This window comes from Corynebacterium sp. 13CS0277 (assembly GCF_002994655.1).
Classification (GTDB): Bacteria; Actinomycetota; Actinomycetes; order Mycobacteriales; family Mycobacteriaceae; genus Corynebacterium.
Window position 1 is genome coordinate 1 of the sequence record NZ_PPDL01000029.1, and the last position, 22879, is coordinate 22879.

Genomic DNA, 22879 nt, shown 5'->3' on the forward strand with positions numbered 1-22879 from the left:
CGACTTCTAGCTTCGGTGAGCTTGTGCCCGTTGGGTGGGCAGTGCGCTTACCGGAGCTACACACCACGCTAATGGGGGGTCGAGTCTTATGCCCGACACTCCACTGCTCGATCGGGCTTTGGCGTGGTTCCAGTATTCCGGCGGCGACTGCTGGTCGACGTTCATGCGCTACGCAATCCCCGAAGCGAAGCGTGCGGGTGCCGGCCGGCGCGGCGCATCAGGTGCGCACGGCGACTTCACTCGTGGCCACTACTACCTAGCTAAAGAGGCGGAAGCCCAGAATCCGACCCCGGCACTGCACCGGTATGTCAATAACTGCATAAGGTATCGAAGGTTCCTCCCGGAAGAGCTCCGGCGAGAGGGGCGCAGGGCGCACATGGAAGAACTGTTCAACAATTTGGCGGACGGATTCGACGGGTTTTACGCGTTGGACTTCGCTTTCATCAATACTCGTATGCGACGTTCCCTTCCCACGACTCCCAGCAACGTCATTCCTCCCATCGCGAGCCCGGCGATGGCCGCCACAGTGTTCTGGCAAGATCCTCGCGAAAAAGAATCCAGCGCTGTCATCCGTAAAATGACCAACATGATGGTGCCTGAATGGGCTGATGTTCCTTACTTCCATGAGCTGGCGGTAGGGACTGACCCGAACGTGACGAACAAGGTCACGCTTAAGCCGGCCTTCTGGGAAATCAACCACTCAGCTTTCCTCGATGCGTGCGAAGAGGCATTGCCCGAAAGTGGCATTACGTGGACCGGTCCCGAAGCGGTCGAGAAGGAGTTGCGCGATCTGCCCGAAGGGAGAAACCGCACCAACTCCATGTTCGAGACAATCTTCTGGCGCTGGGGCGCCGCCGAGACAGCTCGGAACATCAATGCGATCAAACTGCGACACCGCTGGTAAAATGGTGCAGCGCGCGACAGTCAAAAAGAGGGGCAAACCAGGCCCCTGAAAACCGAAGGATCAGCAACTTCATGCAAGCGAAGAAGCTAGCGACCAAAGCTCTGTGGCACCTGAAAGACGGTGGTCCCTCCCAAGCATGGTTCTACACGCGCCGTTACCTGGCCAAGAAAGGCCTCTCGGTACCCACTCCACGCGTGCCAGGCATGAAGCGCTGGTTTCCTTCCTTTCCCGCATACCCCGGAAATGCCCAGTACAAAGGAGCATTCCCAGATGTGCGGGTGGGCATCATCGTTGATGAGTTCTCCATGGCGGCCTGGGAGCCAGAGTTCAACCTCATTGCCGTCACTCCCGCCGAGTGGCGGCAGCAACTGGCCGATGGTATCGACCTCCTCCTCGTCGAAAGCGCCTGGAACGGCAACGGGGGCGCCTGGCAGTACAAGCTTGCAGGCAGCTCCGCGCCTGCCTCCGAACTCGTCGAACTTGTCGAATACTGCCGAAACAACAAAATCCCAACGGTCTTCTGGAACAAAGAAGATCCCCCGCACTTCGACGATTTTAAGGCAACCGCAGCGCTGTTCGACCACGTTTTCACCAGTGACGCGAACAAGATGCGCGACTACGAGAATGTGGTGCGCGACGGTGCAACGATCGCGACCATGACCTTTGCAGCGCAGCCGAAATACCACCACCCTATTCGGGAAAACCGCTACCTGGTCGAAGAGCGAGACATCGCCTTCGCTGGGATGTACTTCACTCAGAAGTATCCCGAGCGACGTGAGCAAATGGACATCCTCCTCGGCGGTGCAGCGCGCGTCGCCCGCATCTACAAGGCAACGTTCGACATTTTCTCCCGCTTCGCCGGGTCTGACGAGCGCTACCAATTCCCTTCGGCCTTCGCCGGCCACGTGCGCGGCTCCCTGCCGTACCCCAAGATGCTAACCGCATACAGGAATTACAAGGTCTTTCTTAACGTCAACTCCGTTGTGGATTCCCCCACAATGTGCGCCCGCCGCATCTTCGAAATCGCAGCCTGTGGCACCCCTGTCGTCTCCACATCCTCACCCGCTGTGGAAGCGCTATTCGCTCCCGATGAAATGCCTAGGGTACATTCCGTCGACCACGCAGAGTTGGTCCTTCGATCCCTCCTAAACTCCCCGCGGATGCGCCAACGGGTGGTGCATCGGGCCCAGCGACGGATCTGGGATTCCTACACTTACAGCGATCGTGCCGCTGCCGTCCTCCAGGCGGCAGGTATCGAAGCGAACTCGCGAGACGCACGCAAAGCAACCGTCTCCGTTGTCTGCTCGACCAACAGGCCCCACAATCTCGCGCACCTCATCTCCGCCGTGGCCGGCCAGCGTGACGTCTCGACGGAACTCGTCATCGTTCTCCACGGTGTCGAGGCACACCCTGAGGATGTGCGGAACCAAGCAATAGCAGTCGGCCTCGACTCCGTCCAGGTGTTGAGCGCACCCGCCAGTAAGACGCTCGGCGAGTGTCTCAACATGGGTATCGAAGCAGCCACCGGTGACGTCATCGCCAAATTCGACGATGACGATCACTATGGGGATTACTATCTTCACGACCAGCTTGCCGCCCTGTACTTCAGCGGTGCAGACATCGTTGGTAAGCGCAGCAGCTACGCCTACATCACCGGCAGCGATCAACTGGTACTGAGGAACCCCGGCTTCGAGCACCGATGGACCTCGTTCCTCGCCGGCCCTACCCTCACTGGGTGGAAAGAAATCTTCACCGAGACCCCCTTCCAGTCCCGCACGAACGGTGAGGACACCGCGTTCCTAGACGACCTCATCGCCAAGGGCAAGCGGGTGTATTCCGCAGACCCCTACAACTTCATCCAAATCAGGGGCACAGGCCAGCACACCTGGGCTGCCGAAGATCACGAAATCCTCGCCAATGCCACAGTCGAAACTAACGGCATGAACGCCGCGCACGTCGACTGCTGAAGCAACCGCGCCGCCATAGGGCGCGTGAGAGCATCTCTGGAATAGCTCATTGAAGCCCTCGTCGGGAAGTGTCCCCTAAGTAGCTCGGGGGACACTTCGGCGCAGATGGGCGGTGTAAAGTCTGTATGGAAGCAGGCGTTCTCGAAGGGGCAAAAAGCGATGAGTCAAGCAAAGATCATGACGGTGTACGGCACCCGGCCGGAAGCCATCAAGGTAGCACCGTTCATTTCGGCAGCGCTTAAAGATCCCCGATTCGAGATGATCGTCGTCTCCACGGGGCAACACCGTGAGATGCTCGCGCAGGTCAACGAGATGTTTGGCATCACCCCCGATTATGACCTGGACATCATGGAGCAGGGCCAAACACTGAACATGGTGGTCGGGAAAGTCGTCAAAGGCCTTGATGAGATCCTCGAAAAGGAACAGCCAGATGTGGTCATCGCCCAGGGCGATACCACGACTGCGATGGCAGCAGCCATCGCTTCCTTCAATCGGGGCGTCCGCGTGGCTCATCTCGAGGCAGGTTTGCGCACAGGCAACATCCAATCCCCGTTTCCTGAGGAGGCCAACCGCAGACTCATCTGCCAGGTTACGAGTCTGCACCTGGCACCGACCCAGGACGCCAAAGCAAATCTTCTTCGCGAAGCCATCCCCGAGTGTGACGTTGTCGTCACGGGCAACACCGTCATTGAGGCCCTGCTGCAAGCCCAGACATGGGATACGGAATTCGTTGACGAGCGTCTGGTGGCGCTCAATGCGGATTCGCCGATCATCATGGTTACCACGCACCGTCGGGAAAATCTCAATGCAATGGCCTCCATCGGCCGGGCAATGCGCGTGTTGGCGTTGGAGTTCCCCGATACGATTCTGGTGCTTCCCGCGCACCTGAACCCTGCAGTGCGCAGCGCAGTTTTTCCTCAGATCAAGGGTTTGAACAATGTCATCGTGACTGAGCCGCTTCCCTACGATCAATTCACCAAGTTGATGGCCATGTCCACCATCGTGCTGACGGACTCTGGCGGAGTCCAGGAAGAAGCCCCCAGCCTCGGTAAACCTGTCCTGGTGATGCGTGAAAACACCGAACGCCCCGAAGCGATTGCGGCTGGTACGGTGAAACTCGTTGGCACGAATGAGGACAAGATCGTTGAGGAAGTCTCGCGTCTACTTAACGACGAGGCTGAATACGCGAAAATGGCCAATGCCGTCAACCCTTACGGCGATGGTGAAGCTACCAGGCGCATCTTGAACGCCCTGGCAGAAATGTTCGGGCTTGGCACGCGCTCCCCGGACTTCGTCGCACGATAGATAACCACACACTCTTCTCGTGCGGAGGGCGTGGTCTCGAACCAGCACGCATTGCGACGTCGACCGAGAGCCTAGCAAAGGCTGTACCAGTGACCGAGGGGCGGGTCTTTGGGGCTCTGTGCTGCCGTTGGGTCGCGACAGCTCTGGTGGCGCGCTCCTTGTCGGGACACCGCTGAGCGGCCAGTATGCCCGGGCTCCCGGGAAATGGCAGTGAGTAGGCATCTGGTCGGCTGCTGTACTCGCAGACAGCCAAAAGTCTGACTTTTCCTCGACCTGTTAGCGGTGGTCGTGGCCCGCGACACGGGCGACGTACTCAATCCAGGTCGATGCCGAATCCTCCGGGCTTGCCAGTGCCGAGAGGTACCGTGCGCCTGTGCCGGACCGCGCTGTGAGCGTCCGGTCGGCTGCGAGCCGCTGCCACAAGGCGGCGAGCTCCTCGGGGCGGCCGGGCGTCACCACGTCGCCAATGCCGGAATCGCTGACGATCTGGGCGGCCTCTCCGGCCAGGACCCCAGTGACGTGCTTTTCGGCCCACATGGCCTCAATGAGCTTTGACGGAATGGTGTATTCCATCGGCAGCCAGGGCTGCAGGTGCACGAGCACGGTGTCTGCCCAGCGGTAGTTGGCGTCCATCTCGTTGAACGGGACCCGGGAGAAAAACTCCACGGGCAGGTCGTTGGCTGCGGCGTAGTCCTTCAGCCGCTGGAGGTGGGCGCCGCCGCCAATAATGCGCATCTCAAGGTCTGCGCCCTGGTTTCGTGCGTGGTGGAGCGCTACGAGGGCGTTGTCGAGTCCTTGGGCGCGGCCCACGGTGCCGGCGTACAGGATGCGCAGGGGCCGGGTGGTGGTGTCGTGGGGGTCGTTGGCGTCGAGGATCTTCGGGCTGGGGGTGTTCATCACCGCCACTGCCGGCGTGCCGGTTTGCTCCTGGCGGAGGCGCGCCAACGATTCGGTGGTAGTGATGATGAGGTCGGCGTCCCGCATGGTGCGCATGAGCAGCCGCCCGGCGGTGGTGCTCATGGCGGTGAAGATGGTGCGCTTGGCTTTGCGCATGACGCTGGTGCGTCCCCGGTGGCCGTCGTGCCAGTTGTCGGTGTAGTCGAGGATTTCCGGCCAGGCGTCGCGGAGCTCCACGACGAGGGGAAGCTTCGCCCGCCGCGCGAGCGCCCACGCCACATACGCGCTGGGGAGGGCGGGCACGGTGCACACCACCGCATCCACAGGGGTGCCGGCAGTGCGGGCGTCCGCGAGTGCCCGGCGGCCCGTCGTCAGCGAGGACGCCATGACGGTAGCCTGCCCCAGGATGCGGGAGGTGATCGACTTGTCGTGCGGGCGGAAGCCCGTCCGGTAGATCGTCAACCCCGGCTGCGGGTGCGCGACAGCGCCCGCCGTCATGTCATCCGTGGCTTCGTCGAGAAGTTTGCCGCCCGGGTAGTGCGGCGGCGGGCACACCACGGTGAGGTGGTGGCCGGCGGCCAGCAGGGCGTCGGACAGCCAGCGCCAGCGGCGCTGCGGGACGCCTTGTTCGGGTTCCCAGTAGTGGGAGATCAGCAGCAGATGCACAACGCGCCTTCCACGGCGGATGCCGCATCATGGGGGGCGTCTTGGAAACGCGAAGTCGGAAGGCCGATGTAGCCAAGGCCAACGACGGCGAGATGTGCGTCCACGACAGCTCTCATCCTGTGGGTCGATACAAAGAAAACAAAACACAAAACACAGTGCGGCGACGCCGCACCACAAGGCCCGCACACCGCCGGCACCGAAAGTGCCCCTCGCCCCAACACGGCATCCCGCGAAGGGGACTGCACAGGGGGCGCGCCCCACCGCGGAAACATAGGGGGGGGCGAGGCTGGGGCTGCAGGTGTGCTCACGCCTCATGTTTCGTGTCGCTGCCCGCACCCCAGGGGTTACCCCACAAGGAGTGCGCAGCACGCGAGCTTCCTCACACATCCGTGCCCAACTGTCACTCACCACCGCGCACAGCACGGTATTCGAGGAGAGGAAAGCAGGGTTGCCGCAGGTCATGCGGTTGACGCGCCTGGGTGAAGAAAGCGCAAGGTAAATCCCAAGTTTAGTGCCGCCGCCCGGCAGTGTCGAACCAGAAAACCACGCCCTACCTGCAGGTCAGCCTAGCCTAGGCGAGGGCTAGGGTCTTCAGAACTGGCGGCAGCATCGCGCGCACGCCACCGAATTAGCGCGCGGCATACGAGGCCACAGGAGGCCTGAGATCGCATCTGGTGCGGGACACGCGAGGGCATACGAGCGCATGCCCGGTGCGGCGCACGCTGCGGCGCACGCGCGGGGCACACGCGGGGGCGCGTGGGCGGGGAAGGAAGAAGCTCCCTATGCACTCCTGTATAGAGGTATGTCGGCATCAGGGGTGCCGACTCGGTGCGGACGAGGGGATCGGGGGGATAAGGAGGGGCGCGGCAACAACATAGTTGTGACCGGGGTGCGCGGGGTGCGCGCGGGGTGAGTGCGCCGGGCCCGTGAAGTTGGAGTGCTCTCGCTCTTTGGCCCCGGGCATGAAGAAACCCCCGCCCCAGCGATCGTTTCCTGGATTGCGACTCCTGCGGAGGTGATCGTGGGGCGGGGGTGGGTGTGTCACGGGCGCGCGCCGGGATGTAGGTCCGGGTGCTCATGCGTAGGGTGTGCGGGGCACGGGCGCGACTGCTCATGGGTGAGGCCGCGTGACACGAGTGTGTGAAGTTGTGTCATCCAGCCCGGGGAGATCCCTGGGCGGTGGGACGGTGTGGATGGACCGTGGCTGTGGTGGGGGAACCGTGGGGTGTGCGTGCGCGGCTGCGGTGGGCGTCCGCGGGAACTATGGGGCTCTGCGCGTGTGTGCTGCAGGGCCCCGCAGCTGCTTCCCGTGGTTTCCCCGGGGTGCCGTGGGTGTCCATGGCGTCCCAGGATTATGGCCGCAGCCCCGCCTGCGAAGGGTATTCACGGGCGGGGCTGCGGGGTTCTCAACTGGGTGTCCTGTGTGGGGCGTTCCGGTTGAGGTGCTTCGTTTCTGCGTGGGGGCTTAGGCCTTGGGCAGGAACTGGGCGATGTGCGGCAGGGCGGCTGCGATCGCGCCGATGATGGCGGCGATGACGGCGAAGATGCCGAGGCCCTTGAGGTCGAACTTGTTGTCCGAGGAGTTGTCGGTAGAGGACGGCTTCTTGTCGTTGTTCTGGGGAGCCGGGGCGGGCTTCTTGAGAGCCTCAGCCAGCTTGTTCAGGGCCTCCTGCTCCTTGGCGCGGGCGGCGGCAGCCTCGGCGGCGAACTGCTTCAGGGTGTCCTGGAGAGCGGTGTCGCGAGCCTCAGCGGCGGCACGAGCGGCCTCGCGCTCAGCAGCCTCGGCCTCCTTGCGGGCCTGCTCTGCTTCCTTGGCGGCGGCAGCTGCGGCCTCGGCCTCAGCAGCGGCAGCAGCTTCAGCTTCCTTGCCGAACTTGGCGAGCTTGAGCTGCAGCTTCTCGACGATCATCTGCCAGTCGGCGTTGTTGACGATCTGGGCGTAGTTGTCGCGGGCCAGTGCTTCGCGCTCAGCGTAGTACTTGGCCAGCTCCTTGTCGGCCTTCCAGTTGGTGGAGTTGACCTCGTCGTTCTCGAAGCCGTCGAAGCGCTTGGTGAACTCCTCGTCAGCCTTGAGCATGTGATCGTAGTTGTCGTTCACAGCGGTCTGGAGCTCCGGCAGGGCAGCCTTGTACTCGGGGCGCAGGGTCTGCCAGCCGTTCTTGTAGTCCGCGAAGAGGGTGTCGTTCTCGTAGAGGTCGACGAAGGTGGCAGCGGTGTTGAAGGACGCCTGCAGGACGCGGAGTGCCTGAACCTGAGCGTTGGCGCGGGCAAGAGCCAGCTGCAGCACGATGACGTCGTGCTTCTCAGCCTGGATGATGGCCTCGTTCTTCTTGGTCAGGGTCTGCTGGAACTCGTTGAGAGCCTCGTTCTTCAGCAGGGTGTCGAAGGCCTCCATGTACTGGCGGGAAACGTAGTTGTTCGCGCTCTCGTCCACGGTGTCGTAGTTGTTGAGGTTGACGACGTGCTCGTCCTTGACCTTGAGCAGCTCGCGGACCTCAAGGACGGTGGTGATGGACTTGCCGTTGACGTCGACGGACAGCAGCGGCAGGTTCGCGAGGCCGGTCTTGTTCTCCTTGTTGACGGCAGCGATGAGCTTGTTCAGCTCGGGGTGCGCGTCGTGGATGCGGCGGAACTCGGCGTCGAGGTCAACGTTGGCCTTGCGGGCAGCCTCGTCGTCGGCCAGGGCGGCAGCGACAGCAGCGCGGGCGTTGGCAACGTTCTGAGCGGCCTCGTCCAGCTTGGCGGTGATGTCAGCGTGAGCGGCGTCGAACGCGTCCTTCACGGACTTCTCGTCGGGGCTGAGAGCGCCTTCCTTGTCGCCGTCCTTAGCGTTCTTGTAGGCGAAGGTCTCGAGGTAGCGCTTCTGGATCTCGTCACGCGGGGACTGGTCGTCGACCAGGAACTTGGAGATCGCGTCGGTCGCAGCCTTCAGCTGAGCCTCGGACTTGACGCTGCCCTCGCGCGGCGCGGAGCCGTCGGGCTGGTTGAAGTGGTTGCCGGTGTTGTCGGCGGCGAGAGCCGGGACAACGGTGACGCCGGACAGGCTGGTGGCGAGGGCGACGGCACCAGCGATAGCCGCAGTGCGGATGCGGTTCTTCATCATGAAAAATTCTCCCTAGGGTTGGGTGGATTAGGGCCAGCGGGTCGTGAAGTCGACGTGTCATGGGCCCTGCGCGGCGCACCCCGGGGGTGCCGGGGTGCAAGCAGTGGGGCGGCGCAGAAAAACACGCGAAGTGGCAAGCAGAGCTTGGCCGGCTTGGCGATGCCTTCCTGGGCGAGGGTGCGGGCATGCACGCACCCCACAGCCGCGCAGCCCATGACAGCCCAGGCACAATGAGGCAGGGCGACCCGAAAAAGACCTGAAAAAGGGTCACCGCACCCGCGCGCCTGGAGGGCGCACCTGGTACCGGGGCACCAGGTGGGGCTGCTGGCGCGAACTGCATCCGCTCCGCGACGAGGTTCCGTCCACGGGGCCGGCGGGGCCGGCGTCCCGGGAGGTCGGGTCGAGGGGCGATGCGTTTTATCGTCCGCTCCTCAAACGCTAAGACCTGGGACCTGGAATGCGCTAGCCCTCGGGCGCTAATTTTTCGCGCCGGAAACGTCAGACCTTTTGCTGAAGGGGGCGAAAATGGGGTCCCTAAACCTGGCGTGACGTGCATGAACGAGTGCTTATCGAACACCAATGGTGCAGCTCAGGGGTCGAAAAAGTTACTCCGGGGGGGGGGTACCCCTCTATGATTTACCCGTCCGGGTGAGAGGTGTTCGAATGTTCCCCCGAGGGGGTTATGTCCATTCTTTTATGCGTTCCGCGAACGTCCCCCGAACGTATCGAAATGCAGCGAGAAAGCCTCCCCCGAACCGACTAGATATGTCAAATTTCACACCAAAAACCGCCCCGTCCAGCGGCCTGCGATGCGGTATCCGCGCGCGTGCGCACACAGGCGGGTATGCGCGCGCCTGCGCCCGCGCATGCGCGCGTCGCCCCCTGCACGGCGTGTCGCACAGCGTGGCTCTCGTTCACGACTCCGGCGGCGCACACCGAGTGGCACATACGCGCCTGGCCGCGCGGGAGTTACGGCGCGCGCAGCAGCGTGGGCGAAGGGTCGGTGGTTGTCTACCCCGGGCGGTGGGTGAGTGGCGCGCTGTAGGTGAACCCATCCCTGATGCGGGTATCCGTCCCACCTCCGGTCGGCATGGCTCGCCGACGTCGGTGTGGGTGGCGTGCCACAAGGGGGTTAAGCGTCACAAGGTGTGTCTGGAACCCGCGATGTGCCCACTCTTGCCGACAGGAATCCGGAGTAAACCTGGGCGTGCAAGGAAACATGGCCCCCGACCGGCAAGCGATCGAGGGCCATGGAACGCGGGGCAGAGAAAAACTCCGCCGCACTACGTTCGGTACTCCGCCTCGGGGGGGGGGTTGCGGTGTACCTTCCGTCGGGGTTTTTGAGGATAACCTCTCCCCTTGGTTCATCACTGTAGCGGGCAGGCAAGGGTCGCGGAAGCACTTTGGAGAAAAAAGTTTTTCCCGCGCCTAAAGTCCCAGCTCAGAGTGAAAAAAATTTTTCCACATTGCTCCCCCCAGGCCCCCACGCGCGCGTGATTGCAGGCGTGTTGTGGGCCGTGTGCGACGGTTCTGGCGCGTGGTTGGTGGGTGTCGCCGTACGCCCTGCCCGTGGCAGCACGCAGCCCGCCCATCACAGGCTCCGGCAGTGAGGTGGATGCTGCTGGGGGTGCGGTGGGCGGGCGTGGGACGTGGTGTGCGTGGGGTGTGGCGTGCGGGCTGTGGCGTGGTGCGCGCGGCGCCCGCTACTGGAGGCCTGCGGTGGGCGTGAGCCGCCCGCCGCGGGCGCTGGCCACGACGCCGCAGAACATGATCCCGACGACAGCGGCAAGGATGATGAGCAACAGGTGGGCGCCCGTGCTGCCGGTGAGAACCTCCCCGATCGCGTGGCTCTGGGTGCCGCCGGCGACCACGTCCGCGATCCGGGCGCCGAGAACCCCGCCGGCCGCCGTGCCGATGACGGCCGCCGGGACAGCGAGTGCCACGAGCTCCACCAGGAGGGTCCCGAGGATCCCGGGGCTGGTCATGCCGATGGCCCGCAGTCCCGCGTAGTCGCGGCGGCGTTCCCGCACCGCCAGGGTGACGGTGTTGACCGCACCGACGATGGCGACGAGGGCGGCGATGATCGTCATGAGCGTCGCCAAGGTGAGCAGCCGCTGCGTGGAGGCCAGGATGTCGTTGCGGGTGGTGAAGCGTTCGGCGACGCTGTAGCGCTCCCCGCTTGCGGCAAGGGTGTCCAGGACGGCGGTGGCCGCCGGCCCGTCGGCGGGCTGGACGGCGGGGCCGTCCAGCCGCACGAAGGTCGCATCCCCCAGGGGAAGGTCCTCTGCGGGGAGGGGAATGACGCCGGGGTCGATGAAGGATTCGAGGGCGGTGGTGCTAAAACGCAGCCGCACCTGGACGGGTGTGTCAAGGATGTCGACGTCGATGGTTTGCCCGTCGCGGTAGCCGGTGCGCAGCTTCGAGTAGAGGCCGACGACCAGCTCCCCGGGGCCGGCGCCGCCGGCGCCACGGAAGGCATCGGCGGCCTCCTCCCGGGAGAGCACAAACGGCCGGTCGAGGATTTTATCGAGTTTTTCCTGCAGTGCCAGGGCGTCGCGGAGGATCTCGTCGGCCTCGTCGGCGGCACTGGCTGCTGCCGCCGCATCGGCTGCGGCACCCGCCGCGGCGTCCGCTGCCGCGGCCGCATCCCCGGCCGCCGCGTCCGCCAGGTCGGCGGGAATGCCCTCCGGCAGCTGATCACCCAGGCCCTCGGGGAGATTCTCCGGGAGGCCCTCGGGGAGGGTGCCTGCGCCATCGCCTTCCTGTGCGAGAACCCGCGTTACGGCGTCGTGCACGTCGGCGACCGGCACGATGCCGGTGGAGTGCGCGCCAGCCAACGCAGTCCCAGCACCTGCCGCAGTCGCGGCCGTCGCGGCGGCGTTGGTCTGGGTCGCTGCGGCATCCGCCGCGTCCGCTGTGCCCGCGCTGCCCGCGGCACCCTTCGTGCCGGGCGGCGTCAGCGGAATCACGGGCGCGAAGCGCGGGGTGAGGACCGTGGTAACGCCCGGCAGGTCCCGCAGCTGCTGCTGCAGCTCGTCCGGCATGACGGCACCCGTCATGCTCGTGATCGTCATGTCGGCGGCCTGCTGGCCCTGGGCCTTGGCGTTGAGGTGGGTTTCCAACCCCTCCTGCCCGGTGGTGACAGCAGCCACGAGGGCGGTGCCGGCGAGCACGATGCCGACGATGCTGGCCGCACGGCCGGCCTGCCGGCCGATGTAGGCCATGCCCAGCTGGGCGGCGGGCAGAAAGCTGAGAACGCGGTGCAGCCACGCCATGAGCTGCGGGAGGATCACCCCGCCGAGGGCGACGAGCCCGCCGACGATGAGTGCCCCGCTGCCGCAGGCCACCAGGATGGCCCGCTTGCCGCCGGCACCGACGAGGCTGCCGCCGCCCAGGAGCAGCGCGCCCCCGAGGAGGAGCAGGAGGAGGCCCGCGGCCGCCCGCAGGAGGGCGCCCGCGCGGCCCCGCGGGGGCGCATCATGTGCCCACAGGGATGCCACCACATCGGCCCGGATCGCGGAGCGCGCCGCCGGCAGGGCGCTGGCGATGGTGACCATGGTGCCAAGCGCGGCCACCACAACGAGCGCGGCGGGCGCGAGGGACACCTCGTCGAGGGGCACCTGGACGCCCACATCCGCGGCGTGCCGGCCGGCGACCTGCGCCAGCCACAGCCCTGTCGGCGCGCCCAGCGCGCCGCCGGCGATGCCGAGGACGAGGGCTTCGCCCGCGACGCTGCGGTACAGCTGCCCCGGGGTCGCCCCAAGAGATTTGAGGAGGGCGAATTCGCGCCGGCGGGCGCCGGCGACGACCGCGAACGCGGAGACAATGACCAAGGCGGCGACGGCCGCCACCGTGGCGGTAAACACCGCCAGCAGCAGGAAGTAGCGGTCCCGGCCCGTGAGGTAGCTCGACGCGCCGGCCGTGGCGGCGTCATCAGCGGTGCTGATCTGTGTGCCGGGCGGCAGGATGCCCGTCAGCTGGCGCACCAGGTCGCCCCCACTGGTGCCGGGCACCCCCTGGAGGCGGACTTCGCCGGTGGAGTACCCAATGTCGAGCATCTCAAACGCACTGGGGGCGACGAAGAGGGTGCTGCTGCCAATGAGGCGTTCCTTCGCGGCGGCCTCCACATGGCCGACGACGGTGAAGACTTCGTCGGCGCGGGGCTCGCCCAGCAGGGAGGCGTCCGCAATGCTGAAGCTCGCGAGCGGCAGCGTGCTGCCGAGGGGAGTGTCGTCCGTGGTGGCGATCTCCCAGGGAGTGGTGGGCAACTGCCCGTCGACGGCGCGCCACTGCAACCCACCTGCAGCACCCGGTGCGGTGGCCGGATCAATGGCCTGCAGGGCGGTGACCTTGTAAACGCCGTGCGGATCCCGCACGCCGACCTGGGCCACCCGGTCGAAGGCGCAGGCCTGCACCCCGGGGGCCGCGCACGCGGCCGCCACCACAGGATCGACCTGGTCGTTGCTGCCGCGCACCGTCACCACCGCATCGGCGGCAGTGTAGGGCTTGGCGAAGAAAGAGCCGACCGTGGACTGCAGTGTGGCCGCAATGGCACTCGTGGCCACCGTCAATGCGACGGCGACCGCCACCGCGAAGAACAGTGACAGGTAGCGCCCGGGCCGGCGGCGCAGCTGCGCCCACGCCAACCGCATCACAGGGCATCACCCGCAGCGCCCGCAAAACCCGCAGCTCCTGCAGCACCAGCAGTGCCGGCAGTGCCGGCGGCCGTGCGGCCCGGCTGGGTGACCTGCGCGTGGCCCACGATCTGGCCATCCCGCAGGCGCACAATCACGTCGCCGCGGCCGGCGGCCTGCTCATCGTGGGTCACCATCGCCAGAGTGTTGCCCTCATCCACCAACTGGCGGAACAGGGTCAACACCTCCGCACCGGCCTCCGAATCAAGGGCACCCGTCGGCTCATCGGCGACGATGATGTCCGGCCGCCCGAGAACCGCGCGGGCAATCGCCACGCGCTGCTTCTGCCCACCGGACAACTGGTGCGGCAGGTGCTTGAGCCGCCCACCCAATCCGAGGCGCTCGATGAGCGCGGAGTAGTACTGCTTGTCGATCTTCTTGCCGGCCAGCCGCTGCGGCAGCATGATGTTGTCCGCCACGGTGAGCACAGGCACCAGGTTGAAGTCCTGCACCACCACACCAATGCGGGTGCGGCGCAGCAGGGTGCGCTCCCTTTCGGAGGCGGAGGACAACACCACGGGCGGCTGGGTCCGCCCCCGCCCCACCAGGGTGACGGTGCCGGTGCTGGGGGTCGCCAGGCCCGACATCACCTGCAGCAGGGTGGTCTTGCCGGAACCGCTCGGCCCCATGAGCGACAGCCAACGGCCGCGGGGCACATCCACATCCACCCCCCGCAGTGCATGCACGGCGGTATCGCCCGAACCGTAGGCGACGGACACGCCCCGCGCGGAGAGAGCCACCTCCCCGGGCGCGCCGGGGCCAGACAAGCCAGACACGCCGGCACCAGCCATGCCGGCACCAGCCATGCCGGCCGTAGTGGGGGTGGAAGGAGATTCAGTCATGGGGTCACACCTCATACTCAGGCCGCACACACAGCCCACGAAGACCGGCCGCGCAGGACAGCACAGCCGGGGAAGAAAACAACACAAGGACAACAACAGCACGCACAGCCGCGGGAGGCGACGTGCGTGTTTTCCCTCCACTCTAGGGCCCGGGGCGTGTGCTTCCCCGCAGCCCGCGCCCGCAGCCCGGTCCTGTCTCCCCGATCACGATGGACCACCATCCACGGACAGTGGTGTCCTCCCGCGCAGCATGTGGGGTGCTCAGGCGCCGGCCACTGGCGTGGTGCTCATGTGGGGTAGTGCTCAGTGTGATTCGCGGCGGAACGCAGACCTGCAGCCAGCCCACTGGGGTAGCCTAAGAAGCCACAGAGAACACCCACACACAGCCCCCACCCTTTTTTCCTTAGACGAGAGTTGGTTAGGACCGTGACACCGATGCGCCGAATGCTGCCGCCGCAGCGCCCGCAGTCCCGCGCCGCCGGCGCGGCCCCGAGCGCCGCGCGCACCGGGGCACCCCGGGCCGCGAAGGGCGCGATCGGCACCGGGCTGCTGTGTGTGGCTCTTGGGGTGGGCATGATGGTGCCGTCGACCCCGGCGGTGGCGGAACCCGCGCCCGCGGCAACGCTTGCGCCCATCAGTGTGCCTGTCGGCATCCTGGGTGGGGTGCCGGGCATCTTGCCCGGCGGCATGGACTTGCAAACCTGGTCGTCCTCGGCGCTGCTGCCCGCCCCGGGGATGGATGCGGATGCGGCCCGCGGGGCGCGGGCGGCGAAAGCCCACCGGGATCGCACGATCGCCCACTATGGGGTCACCACCCAGGAACAGATCGATCGGTGTGTGGCGGTCAATGCTGACCGGGTGTTCCCGGCGATTTATCACGGCTACGACTATCCCTGCCCGCAGGAGCCGATCACTGCGGCTGATGTGGAGGAGTTGGCTGCCCGGCAGGCCCGGGAGCAGGCGTTGGGCTGGTTGGCTGGCCCGGTGCGGGTGCTGCAGCACCTGGGCACCCTGCTGGTCACCCCGTTCGCATCTTTGAGTGCGCTGGTGCGGCCCGCGCGCTGATCGCGCGTGCAGTCCCCAGCCCCGTCGCGCCGGGTACGAAGGTTGTCCCCCAACGCACCCCCTGGCACTACTGTCCCCCAAAGACAAAGCCTGTCCCCCAAAAAAGAAATCCGGCCCGTACCCTTTCCGAGGAAAGAGCCGGGCCGAACGATTGATAGCAATTGTACAGCGCCGGGCGCGTGCTGTCCACTTCGGCGTCCTCGCAACTGTAGGGCGCAACTGCAGGGGTGGCGCCCATCCCCGCGCCGGCAGTGCGCCGATCACAGGCGACACGTCCCGCTCATGGGTGGCGGCGGGGGGACGCCCCCGAGCCGTTCCAGTGTCGCCCCAGTGTCGCCCCAAGGGCTGGTGCCGGGGCAGGTTAGGGATTGCGCAGCTGCTCCCCGCCGAGCTCCGGGGCGGCGCGGTTGACGGCCGCCGAGAACTTCTCCCGTGCCACGATGGCGCGGGTGTGGGTGCCGCGGCCCATGACCACAGCAGTGTCGGCGGCACGGACCTCGACCTCCCAGGTCACGAACTTCTCCGTCACTTGCGTCGGGGTGCACTCGATGACGAGCCGGGCCCCGGTGGTGCAGGGGGCATCGTGGGTCATGGTCATGCCGACCCCTAAGCTGATCTGCCCCTCGCCCAGGTGGGGGTTGAGCTGCCTGATGCAGGCCCACTCCATGATGGCCAGCAGGCAGCCGGTGGTGAACACGTCCGGCAGGGCGGTGAATTCGGCGGCCTCCGGGAGGATATCGCCGACGGTGTGCCCGGGGGCGACGGTGTAGTCCATGGTGAAGGTGTCGTTGGGAGTGAGCATGGGGTGTGCTGTCCTTTCGTGAGTGTTGTGCGTGTCGTGAGCGTGGTGGGTGGTGGGGCTGGGGTGGTGGTATGCCGCCGTGGGGAGAATGAGATTGGCGTGATGTCGGGTTAGGCGGGCGTCGGTGTTGGCGGTGATGCGCCGTGTCTGCGCAGGATGAGGAAGCCGACCGCACTGCCCAGGGAGAGCACTCCCAGGATGGTGAGGACCGTGGGCACGCTGAGGAGGTTGGCGCTCAAGGGGGCGGCGGCGGTGATGATGTAGCCGAAGGAGTAGTAGCGGGAGACCGCTGTGGCCCTCCTGCTGGCGTTGCAGTTCGCGGTGACCAGCGATAGGGAGCTCCTGCTGGACAGCCCCTGCCCGATGCCCACCACGCAGGTCGCCACCCACACCGCGCCAAGGGTGGTGCTTTGTAGGGCGAGGCGCGCCCCGATGAGCGCCAGCCCGAGGATTATCAGTCCTGGGGCGAGAAGCCCCCGCGGGTCGCGGGACATGGTGAAGATCTGGCAGACCGCGGAGATACCCAGCATGGTGGCGGTCATGACCGCGATCTGGAGCTGGGGCGGGTTGTCGGCGAACGCGGTGAGCGGGACAACGCTTTGCCACATGCCGTTGGCCCCGTAGGCCCACCCGATGGCCGAGGTGGACACGAGGAAGATCCAGGCGCTGTGCCGGGAGGGGAACAGGGGTGCTGCGGCTGAGTCCTGCGTGGTGGGGTGGTGTGCCCGGCCGGCCCGCCGCCGCCGGGTGCCGGGGGCCAGGTTTGTCAATCGCAGGCACGCCACGAGTGAGACGCTGAGCAGCACCAGGTGTACGACGAACGGGGCCCGCAACGGCTGGGGGTGGACTTCCGCCACCACGGCGGAGGCCACGGGGCCTGCGGCGAGCGCTGCCGCGATGGTGATGGCGCTCAGCGAGGAGCCTTTCACCGTGCCGAGGGTGTCGCACAATGCCGCCGTGAAGGCACCAGTGCCCACCCCCACGGACAGCCCGCTGAGCAGCCGCCCGAGGAACAGTGGCCACACGGCCCCGGCGAGAACAAACACCCCGGAGGACGCCACGGCGAGCGTGATGCTGAGTGTGATGGCGATGCGCCGGCCCCGCGTATCGGCGAGGCTTCCCAGGCCGAACAGTCCCAGGAGTACGCCGGCGACGTACATGGCGAAGATGATCGTGGTCTGTGCCCGGCTCACCGACCACTGTGCCTCGTAGAGGGCGTACAGCCCGGAGGGGAGGGTGCTGCCGAGGACCACTTGGAACATGGCGAACACGAGCACGACGACGGTGGCCGCCTGCCCGGCGGTGCGTCGTCGCTGTGGTGTGTGTTCCATGACACGACGCTAACAGTAAGCCAGGTCACGTGTCCCCGGTCACGCTGGTTTGTTATTGAATCGTTATCCCCGCAGGGGGAGCTCATACGCGCAGAGGGTGCTGATACCCGCAGGGGGCGCTGATGCTCGCGCATCGCGGCATTCGCAGCCTTCCGCGCCTGCGGCGGGGCGGTGTCGGTGCGCTGTGGGGGTGCGGTGCTGTACCGGGCTGTACTGGGCTGTACCGGTCGCGTCGCGTCCCGGGGAGAGTCGCTACCCCTGCAGGGTTGGCGGGTTTTTCACCCCGAGGTTCTGCAGCAGCACACTCGCCTCCGAGGGATCCCACAGCACCACGTTGCCGACCTCCGTGTCGGCGAAACCGCCGACCGGCATGGTGGCCATCTCCACGCCGCCGGCCGCGGCGAGGGCGACGCGCGCGAGCGACCACACATGATCGCCGTCGCCGATGGTGAAGGAGTCCTTCACCGCGCCTGCCAGCTTGAGATCCTTCACCGGGTTGAGCAGCGTGCCCGCACGGGTGGCTTTCTCCACGAGGGCGGCGAAGAACTCCCGCTGGCGGCGCACCCGGTCCAAGTCGCCTTCGGCGGTGGCGCGAGTGCGCACGAATCCGAGGGCGGTCGGCCCATCCATCTCCTGGCAGCCGGCCGCGACCTGGAGGTTCGCCAAGGGGTCATCGATGTCCTGATCGGGGCACAGCGTCACCCCGCCGACGGCATCCACCATGCCGGCAAACCCACCGAAGCCCACTTCGGCGTAGTGGTCGATGTGCAGGCCGGTGGATTGCTCCACGGTGGCGACGAGCAACTCCGGGCCCCCTAGGGCGAACGCCGCGTTAATCTTGTCCATCCCGTAGCCCGGCACCGCAACGTAGGAGTCGCGGGGAATCGACAACAGGGTGGGCTTCCCCGTGAGCCCCATGTGGAGCACCATGATCGTGTCCGTGCGGCCCACACCAATATCGCCACCAGTACCCAGGCGGGCCACATCGTCCTCGGTGAGCCCTTGGCGCGAATCGGACCCCACGAGCAGCCAGTTCGTGCCGCCACTGCCCGCCACCCGGGCGGCCGGCTGGTAGGCGACCCGCGCGATGGAGGTATCCACCCACACCGCTGTCGCCGCCACCATGAGCACCAGCGCCACGATCAGCACGCCCAGCCCCCGCAGGCAGCCGCGGGGCCGCGGCATGCGGGGCCGGAGACCCTGGCCGCCACGCGCGCCAAACTTTCGGCCACTCGTGTGTGGGGTGGCGTCGCCGGCGGCGTAGTTCACCGGGGTGCCGTACGCCGGCTGCGGATTTCCGGTCGGGCCGTAGCTGGGCCGCTGGCCCCACGCGCCCTGGGGTCGGTACGCCTGGCGGGGCGCGCCGGGCCCCTCATAGCCGGGCAGGACTCCGCCCACACCGGGGGTGCGCACACCGCCGGGCTGCCCGGGCTGCCCCGAGTACCCTGCCGCACCCGCCGCACCCGCAGTACCGGCAGCGCCAGCACCCGCCCGGCGGTACACCGGCCGGGGTGCCTCCGGGCGCGCCGACTCGGCACGAGGAGCCTCCGGCCCCGGCGTGTACCCGCGGCGCGGCTGCCCGCCGGAGGGCGCCGCGGTCGTGTCGTCGCCGGCGGCGGGGTACATCCGCGTGGAGAACATGCTCGTCGGCTGGGCAGTGCCCCGCCCGGGAGCCTGCCCAGGTGCCTGCCGAGGGTGCTCCGGGCGGGAGAACTCCGTCCGCCGCACCTGGCCGCGCCCAGCATCCCCGCTCGTGGAGCCCCCAGAGTCCCTGCCTGCGAAGCGGCGGTCCTCAGGGCGGCGGGAGGAGGGCCAGTTGCCCTGCCGCTCGCCCGGCCGGGCGCCGGGCTGTGCGCTCGGCTGCGAGGAGGGGCGTCCGCCCGCACGCGCCGACGGGGAGGGGTAGCGGTCCGCCGGTCGGCCGCCCCGTGGGGAGCGCTCAGCACCAGCGGTACCGGCCGCCCCAGAGCCTGCGGCACCCCGCGTGGCACCACGGGCTGCGCCCCGGGGGTCGCGCACGGACCGCGGGTCGCGCGCCTCGCGGGCCGACACCGGCCGGCCTGCCTCCGGCCGGCCTGACCGGTTGGGGGATTGTGCTGACGGGGTGCCGCTGCTGCGGCGGCGGACGGGCCTGCCGTAGCGGTCCCTCAACACCTGGCCGTCGCGATCGCGGACGTATTCCTCATCAACACTCATGCCCTAACAGTAGCCCGCCCCGGCAGCCCACCCGGCTGTACGTGGAAGGAAACCCCAGGTGGTGGTGTGTGCCCCACAGGATGGTTTCAGGCACTTGTAGGCCAGCCCCCAGCCGCAGGCCCGTGGCGGGCCGCACGTCCGAGCTGTGGGGTGTTGCATGGGGTGGTGTGGGAATGCGGGGTGCGTGGTGGGTGTCGGGGTGGTTCCGTCTGGGGGCTCTCTGGGTGCTCTCTGGATGCTGTATGGGTGGTGGTGTTACAGCACGCCAGGGATGTGGACACCCGCCGCCACGAGGAGTGGGTAGCCGACGAACGCCACGGCGTCGATGAGGAAGTGCCCGAGGAAGTGCCCGAGGATCAGGGGCCAGATTCTGCGGTAGCGGAGGAACACCCACGCGAACACCACGCCCATGACAATGTTGCCCACACCAGCAGGAATGCCCTGGTACAGGTGGTAGCTGCCCCGCAGCGCAGCAGAGGCCGCAATGATGGCCCCGGCCCGCCAGCCCAGCTGCGACAGCCGGTCGCTCAACCACCACACGACCACGACTTCTTCGGCGAAGGCGTTGGCGAAGGCCCACACCACCAGGGGCAGCAGCACCACCAGATCAATATCGGTGGCGGGGATAACCTCCCGGGAGAGCCCCAGGGCGCGGCCCGCCACGTACAGGCCCAATCCGGGCAGCCCGATCAGTGCCGCCAACCCCACCCCGGCGCCCACCTGCCGGGCGCTGAGGCGGGGCAGCGCTGCCCTTAAGAGGAACAGGGCGAGCAACCCCCACCCGATGAGCACCGCCGCAGACGACATGCGCAGCACCACATCAAGTGCCGGATGGGTGGAGTGCTGCGGGTTGAGGACGACAGAGCTCGTGGCGGGGCCGCCGTCGAGGTACAGCCCAATGAGGGTGACGAGTGCCCGGAATCCACTCATCCCGAAGGTGATGAGGACGACGATGCCGATCTCCTGGGTGATGCGCCGGCGGCTGCTGTGCCCCAGCAGTGGGCTGTGCTCGCAGGTGCTCATCGCGTCTTCCACTCGCCCCGCCCGCACCGCCTGCCCCGCCCGCGCCGCCCGCCCCGCCTGTTCTTGCGGGGTGGGGGTGGTGTTGGCGGCGGTGGTGGCGTGCTTTCCCTTCCCTCCCCGGGTCACGGGTGCCGCCCCGGGACGGGCGCCTGCGCGCCGGGCTGCGGGGCGCTGCGCAGCAGCCCCGCGAGGAGGAACAGCGCCCGCTCCAGGGCGGGATCTCTGCGCAGGGCGCCCAGCTGCACGCTCGTACCCCGCGGCGCCCCGGGCAGCGGGACACTGAGGGAGGCATAGCCCGTCATGTTGAACAGGGTGCACCAGGGCGTCCAGTGGGTCTGCTCAAGGAAGTCCTCCTCCGGCGGCAGGGAGGAGAAGTACCCCACCGGCGGGGGATCGAATGCGAGAGTCGGGGTGAGGAGAATATCGACGTCCCACACCTCCGCCACCCGCTGCGGGATGCGGTGATACACCTCCAGGGCGGCGGCAGCCTGGGCCGCGGTGATGCTCTGCCCGCGGCGGACGAGGTGCTCCACCATGGGGCTCGCGGGCAGGGTGACGCCCCGGGAGCGGTAACACAGAATCGTGCGAAACGCCTCGAAAGGCTCCGCCCCGTAGGCGGGGCCTAGGGGGTGGACGTCAATGAGCCCATGCCCCCCAAGGGTGCCGGCGGCACTGGTGGCGGCCGCCACCCAGGCGGAATCCACATCGGCCGCGGTGCGGCCCCCGTGCAGGGGCTCCAGGAGGAGCCCCACCCGCAGCGGCCGGTGGAGATGCTCCTCAATGACCTGGCGCAGGGTCTCCCACAGCAGGCCATGCGGATCGCCTGTCCCGGACTCCACCAGCGCGAGGTGGTGGTAGAGCTCCGCGCCCAGCAGGTGGCGCAGCTCCTCTACCTGGGCGCGCTGCGCGGGGCGCAGCCCCCGGGCCCCCGCACCCCCGCCGGCGACACCGGCAGGACCCGCACCGTGCGCGCCCGCACCGGCCGCGCCTGCGGATGCCTCCGGCAGCTGTGTCAGCGGCGGCAGGGTGCCTGCCGCAATGTTGGCGTAGAAACTGTCCGCCACACTGGCGCTGACGAATCCACTCGTCGCCAGCTGGCCATGGCGGGAATCATGGGCCGGCTTGAACCCCACCACCCGGCACGCCGCCGCCGGCACCCGCAAGGAGCCACCCCCATCGGTGCCGTGAGCCACCCGCACCACGCCCTCTGCCACCGCCAGGGCCGCGCCGCCGGAAGACCCACCCGGGGTCCGCCCCGGGTGCGGAAACCCCGGCACCGGATCCATACCCGCCGGCTCACAATAGGCTGTCAGCCCCAACTCGCTGGAGTGCGTCACCCCAGCAGGGATCGCGCCCGCCCGCAGCAGGCGCGCCACGAAAGCATCAGTCTCCTCCGCCCGGGTGGTGCGCCGCACGGAACCAAGCGAGTACACCTGCCCCGCAATCGGGGACAGATCCTTCACCGGCACCAGCACCCCCGCCAAGGGCAGCTGGCTGCCCGCCCCGGCGGCCAGGCGCTCCTCCAGGGCGGCTGCGCTCCGCCACACAAAATCCGGGTTGAGGTGCGCGAACGCCGGATGATCATCAGCGGCCTCGAGGAACTGCGCGACTGCCTCCCGGACCTCCTCCACCGCCTGCAGCTGCTGCACCTGCCGCACCTGCGCCGCCAACGGCACGACGGGGGCATGCGCTCCCGACGGCACAGACTGCGCGCCGGGTGCGCGGGTGGTGCCGGGGGCAGGCTGTGCGTCGGCTGCGGGGCTGGCGCTGCGGGGAGTGGGTTCTGCCGGGCTGTTCATTGCACCCACACTAGAACACCGGGCAAAAACACCGGGCGTGCACACCCCGCCTGGGGTGGGCCACAGGCGTCGGGTCACGGCGCGCGGGTGGGCGATGCTGCGGGGCTCAGAGAAGACTCGATAGAGCGCGGGGGCGTGGGGTGGGGTCCGTGTGTCGATGCGGGCGGAGAAGTCTTATACAGTGACGCCTATGACGCAGGCGAAGAGCACTCCCACGGCCACGACCACCGCTGCGGGCAGCAGCCCGCACGCACCAGGGCACACGCCTCAGGGGCCGTGCGCGCA

Annotated in this window: 13 protein-coding genes; 4 read left to right on the forward strand and 9 right to left on the reverse strand. The window is 67.5% G+C overall.

Going from position 1 to position 22879, the window contains the following annotated elements; all coding sequences use genetic code 11:
- The first annotated feature begins 88 nt into the window (after positions 1 to 88).
- The 3 genes from C1Y63_RS11145 to wecB all read left to right on the forward strand — a co-directional run bounded on the left by C1Y63_RS11145 (position 89) and on the right by wecB (position 4176).
- Positions 89 to 904 carry a hypothetical protein gene (locus C1Y63_RS11145; RefSeq protein WP_106016529.1) on the forward strand — a complete coding sequence of 272 codons (816 nt, stop codon included), beginning with the start codon at positions 89 to 91 and terminating at the stop codon, positions 902 to 904.
- Positions 905 to 975: 71 nt separating this feature from the next.
- On the forward strand, positions 976 to 2871 hold the full coding sequence (locus C1Y63_RS11150; protein ID WP_233195698.1) for a glycosyltransferase: 1896 nt from the start codon (positions 976 to 978) through the stop codon (positions 2869 to 2871).
- Positions 2872 to 3030: 159 nt separating this feature from the next.
- Positions 3031 to 4176, forward strand: a complete 1146-nt coding sequence (gene wecB / locus C1Y63_RS11155; protein WP_106016531.1) for a non-hydrolyzing UDP-N-acetylglucosamine 2-epimerase — start codon at positions 3031 to 3033, stop codon at positions 4174 to 4176.
- Between the two features lie 276 nt (positions 4177 to 4452).
- On the opposite strand, the gene C1Y63_RS11160 is transcribed toward wecB, so the two are convergent.
- The 4 genes from C1Y63_RS11160 to C1Y63_RS11175 all read right to left on the reverse strand — a co-directional run bounded on the left by C1Y63_RS11160 (position 4453) and on the right by C1Y63_RS11175 (position 14327).
- The gene (locus C1Y63_RS11160) at positions 4453 to 5739 is read right to left on the reverse strand and encodes a glycosyltransferase family 4 protein (protein ID WP_106016532.1); all 1287 of its coding nucleotides are present in this window, start codon (positions 5737 to 5739) and stop codon (positions 4453 to 4455) included.
- A gap of 1465 nt (positions 5740 to 7204) precedes the next feature.
- Positions 7205 to 8842 (reverse strand): hypothetical protein, encoded by a 1638-nt coding sequence (locus C1Y63_RS11165; protein ID WP_106016533.1) that lies wholly within the window; start codon positions 8840 to 8842, stop codon positions 7205 to 7207.
- A gap of 1703 nt (positions 8843 to 10545) precedes the next feature.
- Positions 10546 to 13494: an ABC transporter permease gene (locus C1Y63_RS11170; protein ID WP_146128948.1), complete on the reverse strand. Its 2949-nt coding sequence runs from the start codon at positions 13492 to 13494 to the stop codon at positions 10546 to 10548.
- Entirely contained in the window at positions 13494 to 14327 is an 834-nt protein-coding gene (locus tag C1Y63_RS11175; RefSeq protein ID WP_106016547.1) for an ABC transporter ATP-binding protein, read from the reverse strand. Before C1Y63_RS11175 ends, C1Y63_RS11170 begins: the two co-directional genes overlap by 1 nt.
- Positions 14328 to 14813: 486 nt before the next feature.
- Between C1Y63_RS11175 and C1Y63_RS11180 the strand changes: the two genes are divergently transcribed.
- Positions 14814 to 15443 carry a hypothetical protein gene (locus C1Y63_RS11180; RefSeq protein ID WP_146128949.1) on the forward strand — a complete coding sequence of 210 codons (630 nt, stop codon included), beginning with the start codon at positions 14814 to 14816 and terminating at the stop codon, positions 15441 to 15443.
- Between the two features lie 361 nt (positions 15444 to 15804).
- On the opposite strand, the gene C1Y63_RS11185 is transcribed toward C1Y63_RS11180, so the two are convergent.
- The 5 genes from C1Y63_RS11185 to C1Y63_RS12585 all read right to left on the reverse strand — a co-directional run bounded on the left by C1Y63_RS11185 (position 15805) and on the right by C1Y63_RS12585 (position 22594).
- Positions 15805 to 16245, reverse strand: a complete 441-nt coding sequence (locus C1Y63_RS11185) for a thioesterase family protein (protein ID WP_106016536.1) — start codon at positions 16243 to 16245, stop codon at positions 15805 to 15807.
- A 110-nt stretch (positions 16246 to 16355) separates the two neighbouring features.
- A complete protein-coding gene (locus C1Y63_RS11190; RefSeq protein WP_106016537.1) occupies positions 16356 to 17576 on the reverse strand; it encodes an MFS transporter in 1221 nt (406 codons plus the stop codon).
- Positions 17577 to 17828: 252 nt separating this feature from the next.
- Positions 17829 to 19772: an LCP family protein gene (locus tag C1Y63_RS13115; protein WP_233195700.1), complete on the reverse strand. Its 1944-nt coding sequence runs from the start codon at positions 19770 to 19772 to the stop codon at positions 17829 to 17831.
- A 255-nt stretch (positions 19773 to 20027) separates the two neighbouring features.
- A complete protein-coding gene (locus C1Y63_RS11200; protein WP_106016538.1) occupies positions 20028 to 20795 on the reverse strand; it encodes a CPBP family intramembrane glutamic endopeptidase in 768 nt (255 codons plus the stop codon).
- A 122-nt stretch (positions 20796 to 20917) separates the two neighbouring features.
- Positions 20918 to 22594: an amidase gene (locus tag C1Y63_RS12585; protein ID WP_146128950.1), complete on the reverse strand. Its 1677-nt coding sequence runs from the start codon at positions 22592 to 22594 to the stop codon at positions 20918 to 20920.
- Positions 22595 to 22879 lie beyond the last annotated feature (285 nt).

Excerpts from the sequence above, each read along its gene's own strand:
- wecB (WP_106016531.1), top strand. The coding sequence starts at position 3,031 with ATGAGTCAAGCAAAGATCATGACGGTGTACGGCACCCGGCCGGAAGCC.
- C1Y63_RS11185 (WP_106016536.1), bottom strand. The coding sequence starts at position 16,245 with ATGCTCACTCCCAACGACACCTTCACCATGGACTACACCGTCGCCCCC.
- C1Y63_RS11150 (WP_233195698.1), top strand. The coding sequence starts at position 976 with ATGCAAGCGAAGAAGCTAGCGACCAAAGCTCTGTGGCACCTGAAAGAC.
- C1Y63_RS11165 (WP_106016533.1), bottom strand. The coding sequence starts at position 8,842 with ATGATGAAGAACCGCATCCGCACTGCGGCTATCGCTGGTGCCGTCGCC.
- C1Y63_RS12585 (WP_146128950.1), bottom strand. The coding sequence starts at position 22,594 with ATGAACAGCCCGGCAGAACCCACTCCCCGCAGCGCCAGCCCCGCAGCC.
- C1Y63_RS11190 (WP_106016537.1), bottom strand. The coding sequence starts at position 17,576 with ATGGAACACACACCACAGCGACGACGCACCGCCGGGCAGGCGGCCACC.
- C1Y63_RS11200 (WP_106016538.1), bottom strand. The coding sequence starts at position 20,795 with ATGAGCACCTGCGAGCACAGCCCACTGCTGGGGCACAGCAGCCGCCGG.
- C1Y63_RS13115 (WP_233195700.1), bottom strand. The coding sequence starts at position 19,772 with ATGAGTGTTGATGAGGAATACGTCCGCGATCGCGACGGCCAGGTGTTG.
- C1Y63_RS11145 (WP_106016529.1), top strand. The coding sequence starts at position 89 with ATGCCCGACACTCCACTGCTCGATCGGGCTTTGGCGTGGTTCCAGTAT.
- C1Y63_RS11180 (WP_146128949.1), top strand. The coding sequence starts at position 14,814 with ATGCGCCGAATGCTGCCGCCGCAGCGCCCGCAGTCCCGCGCCGCCGGC.
- C1Y63_RS11170 (WP_146128948.1), bottom strand. The coding sequence starts at position 13,494 with ATGCGGTTGGCGTGGGCGCAGCTGCGCCGCCGGCCCGGGCGCTACCTG.
- C1Y63_RS11175 (WP_106016547.1), bottom strand. The coding sequence starts at position 14,327 with ATGGCTGGTGCCGGCGTGTCTGGCTTGTCTGGCCCCGGCGCGCCCGGG.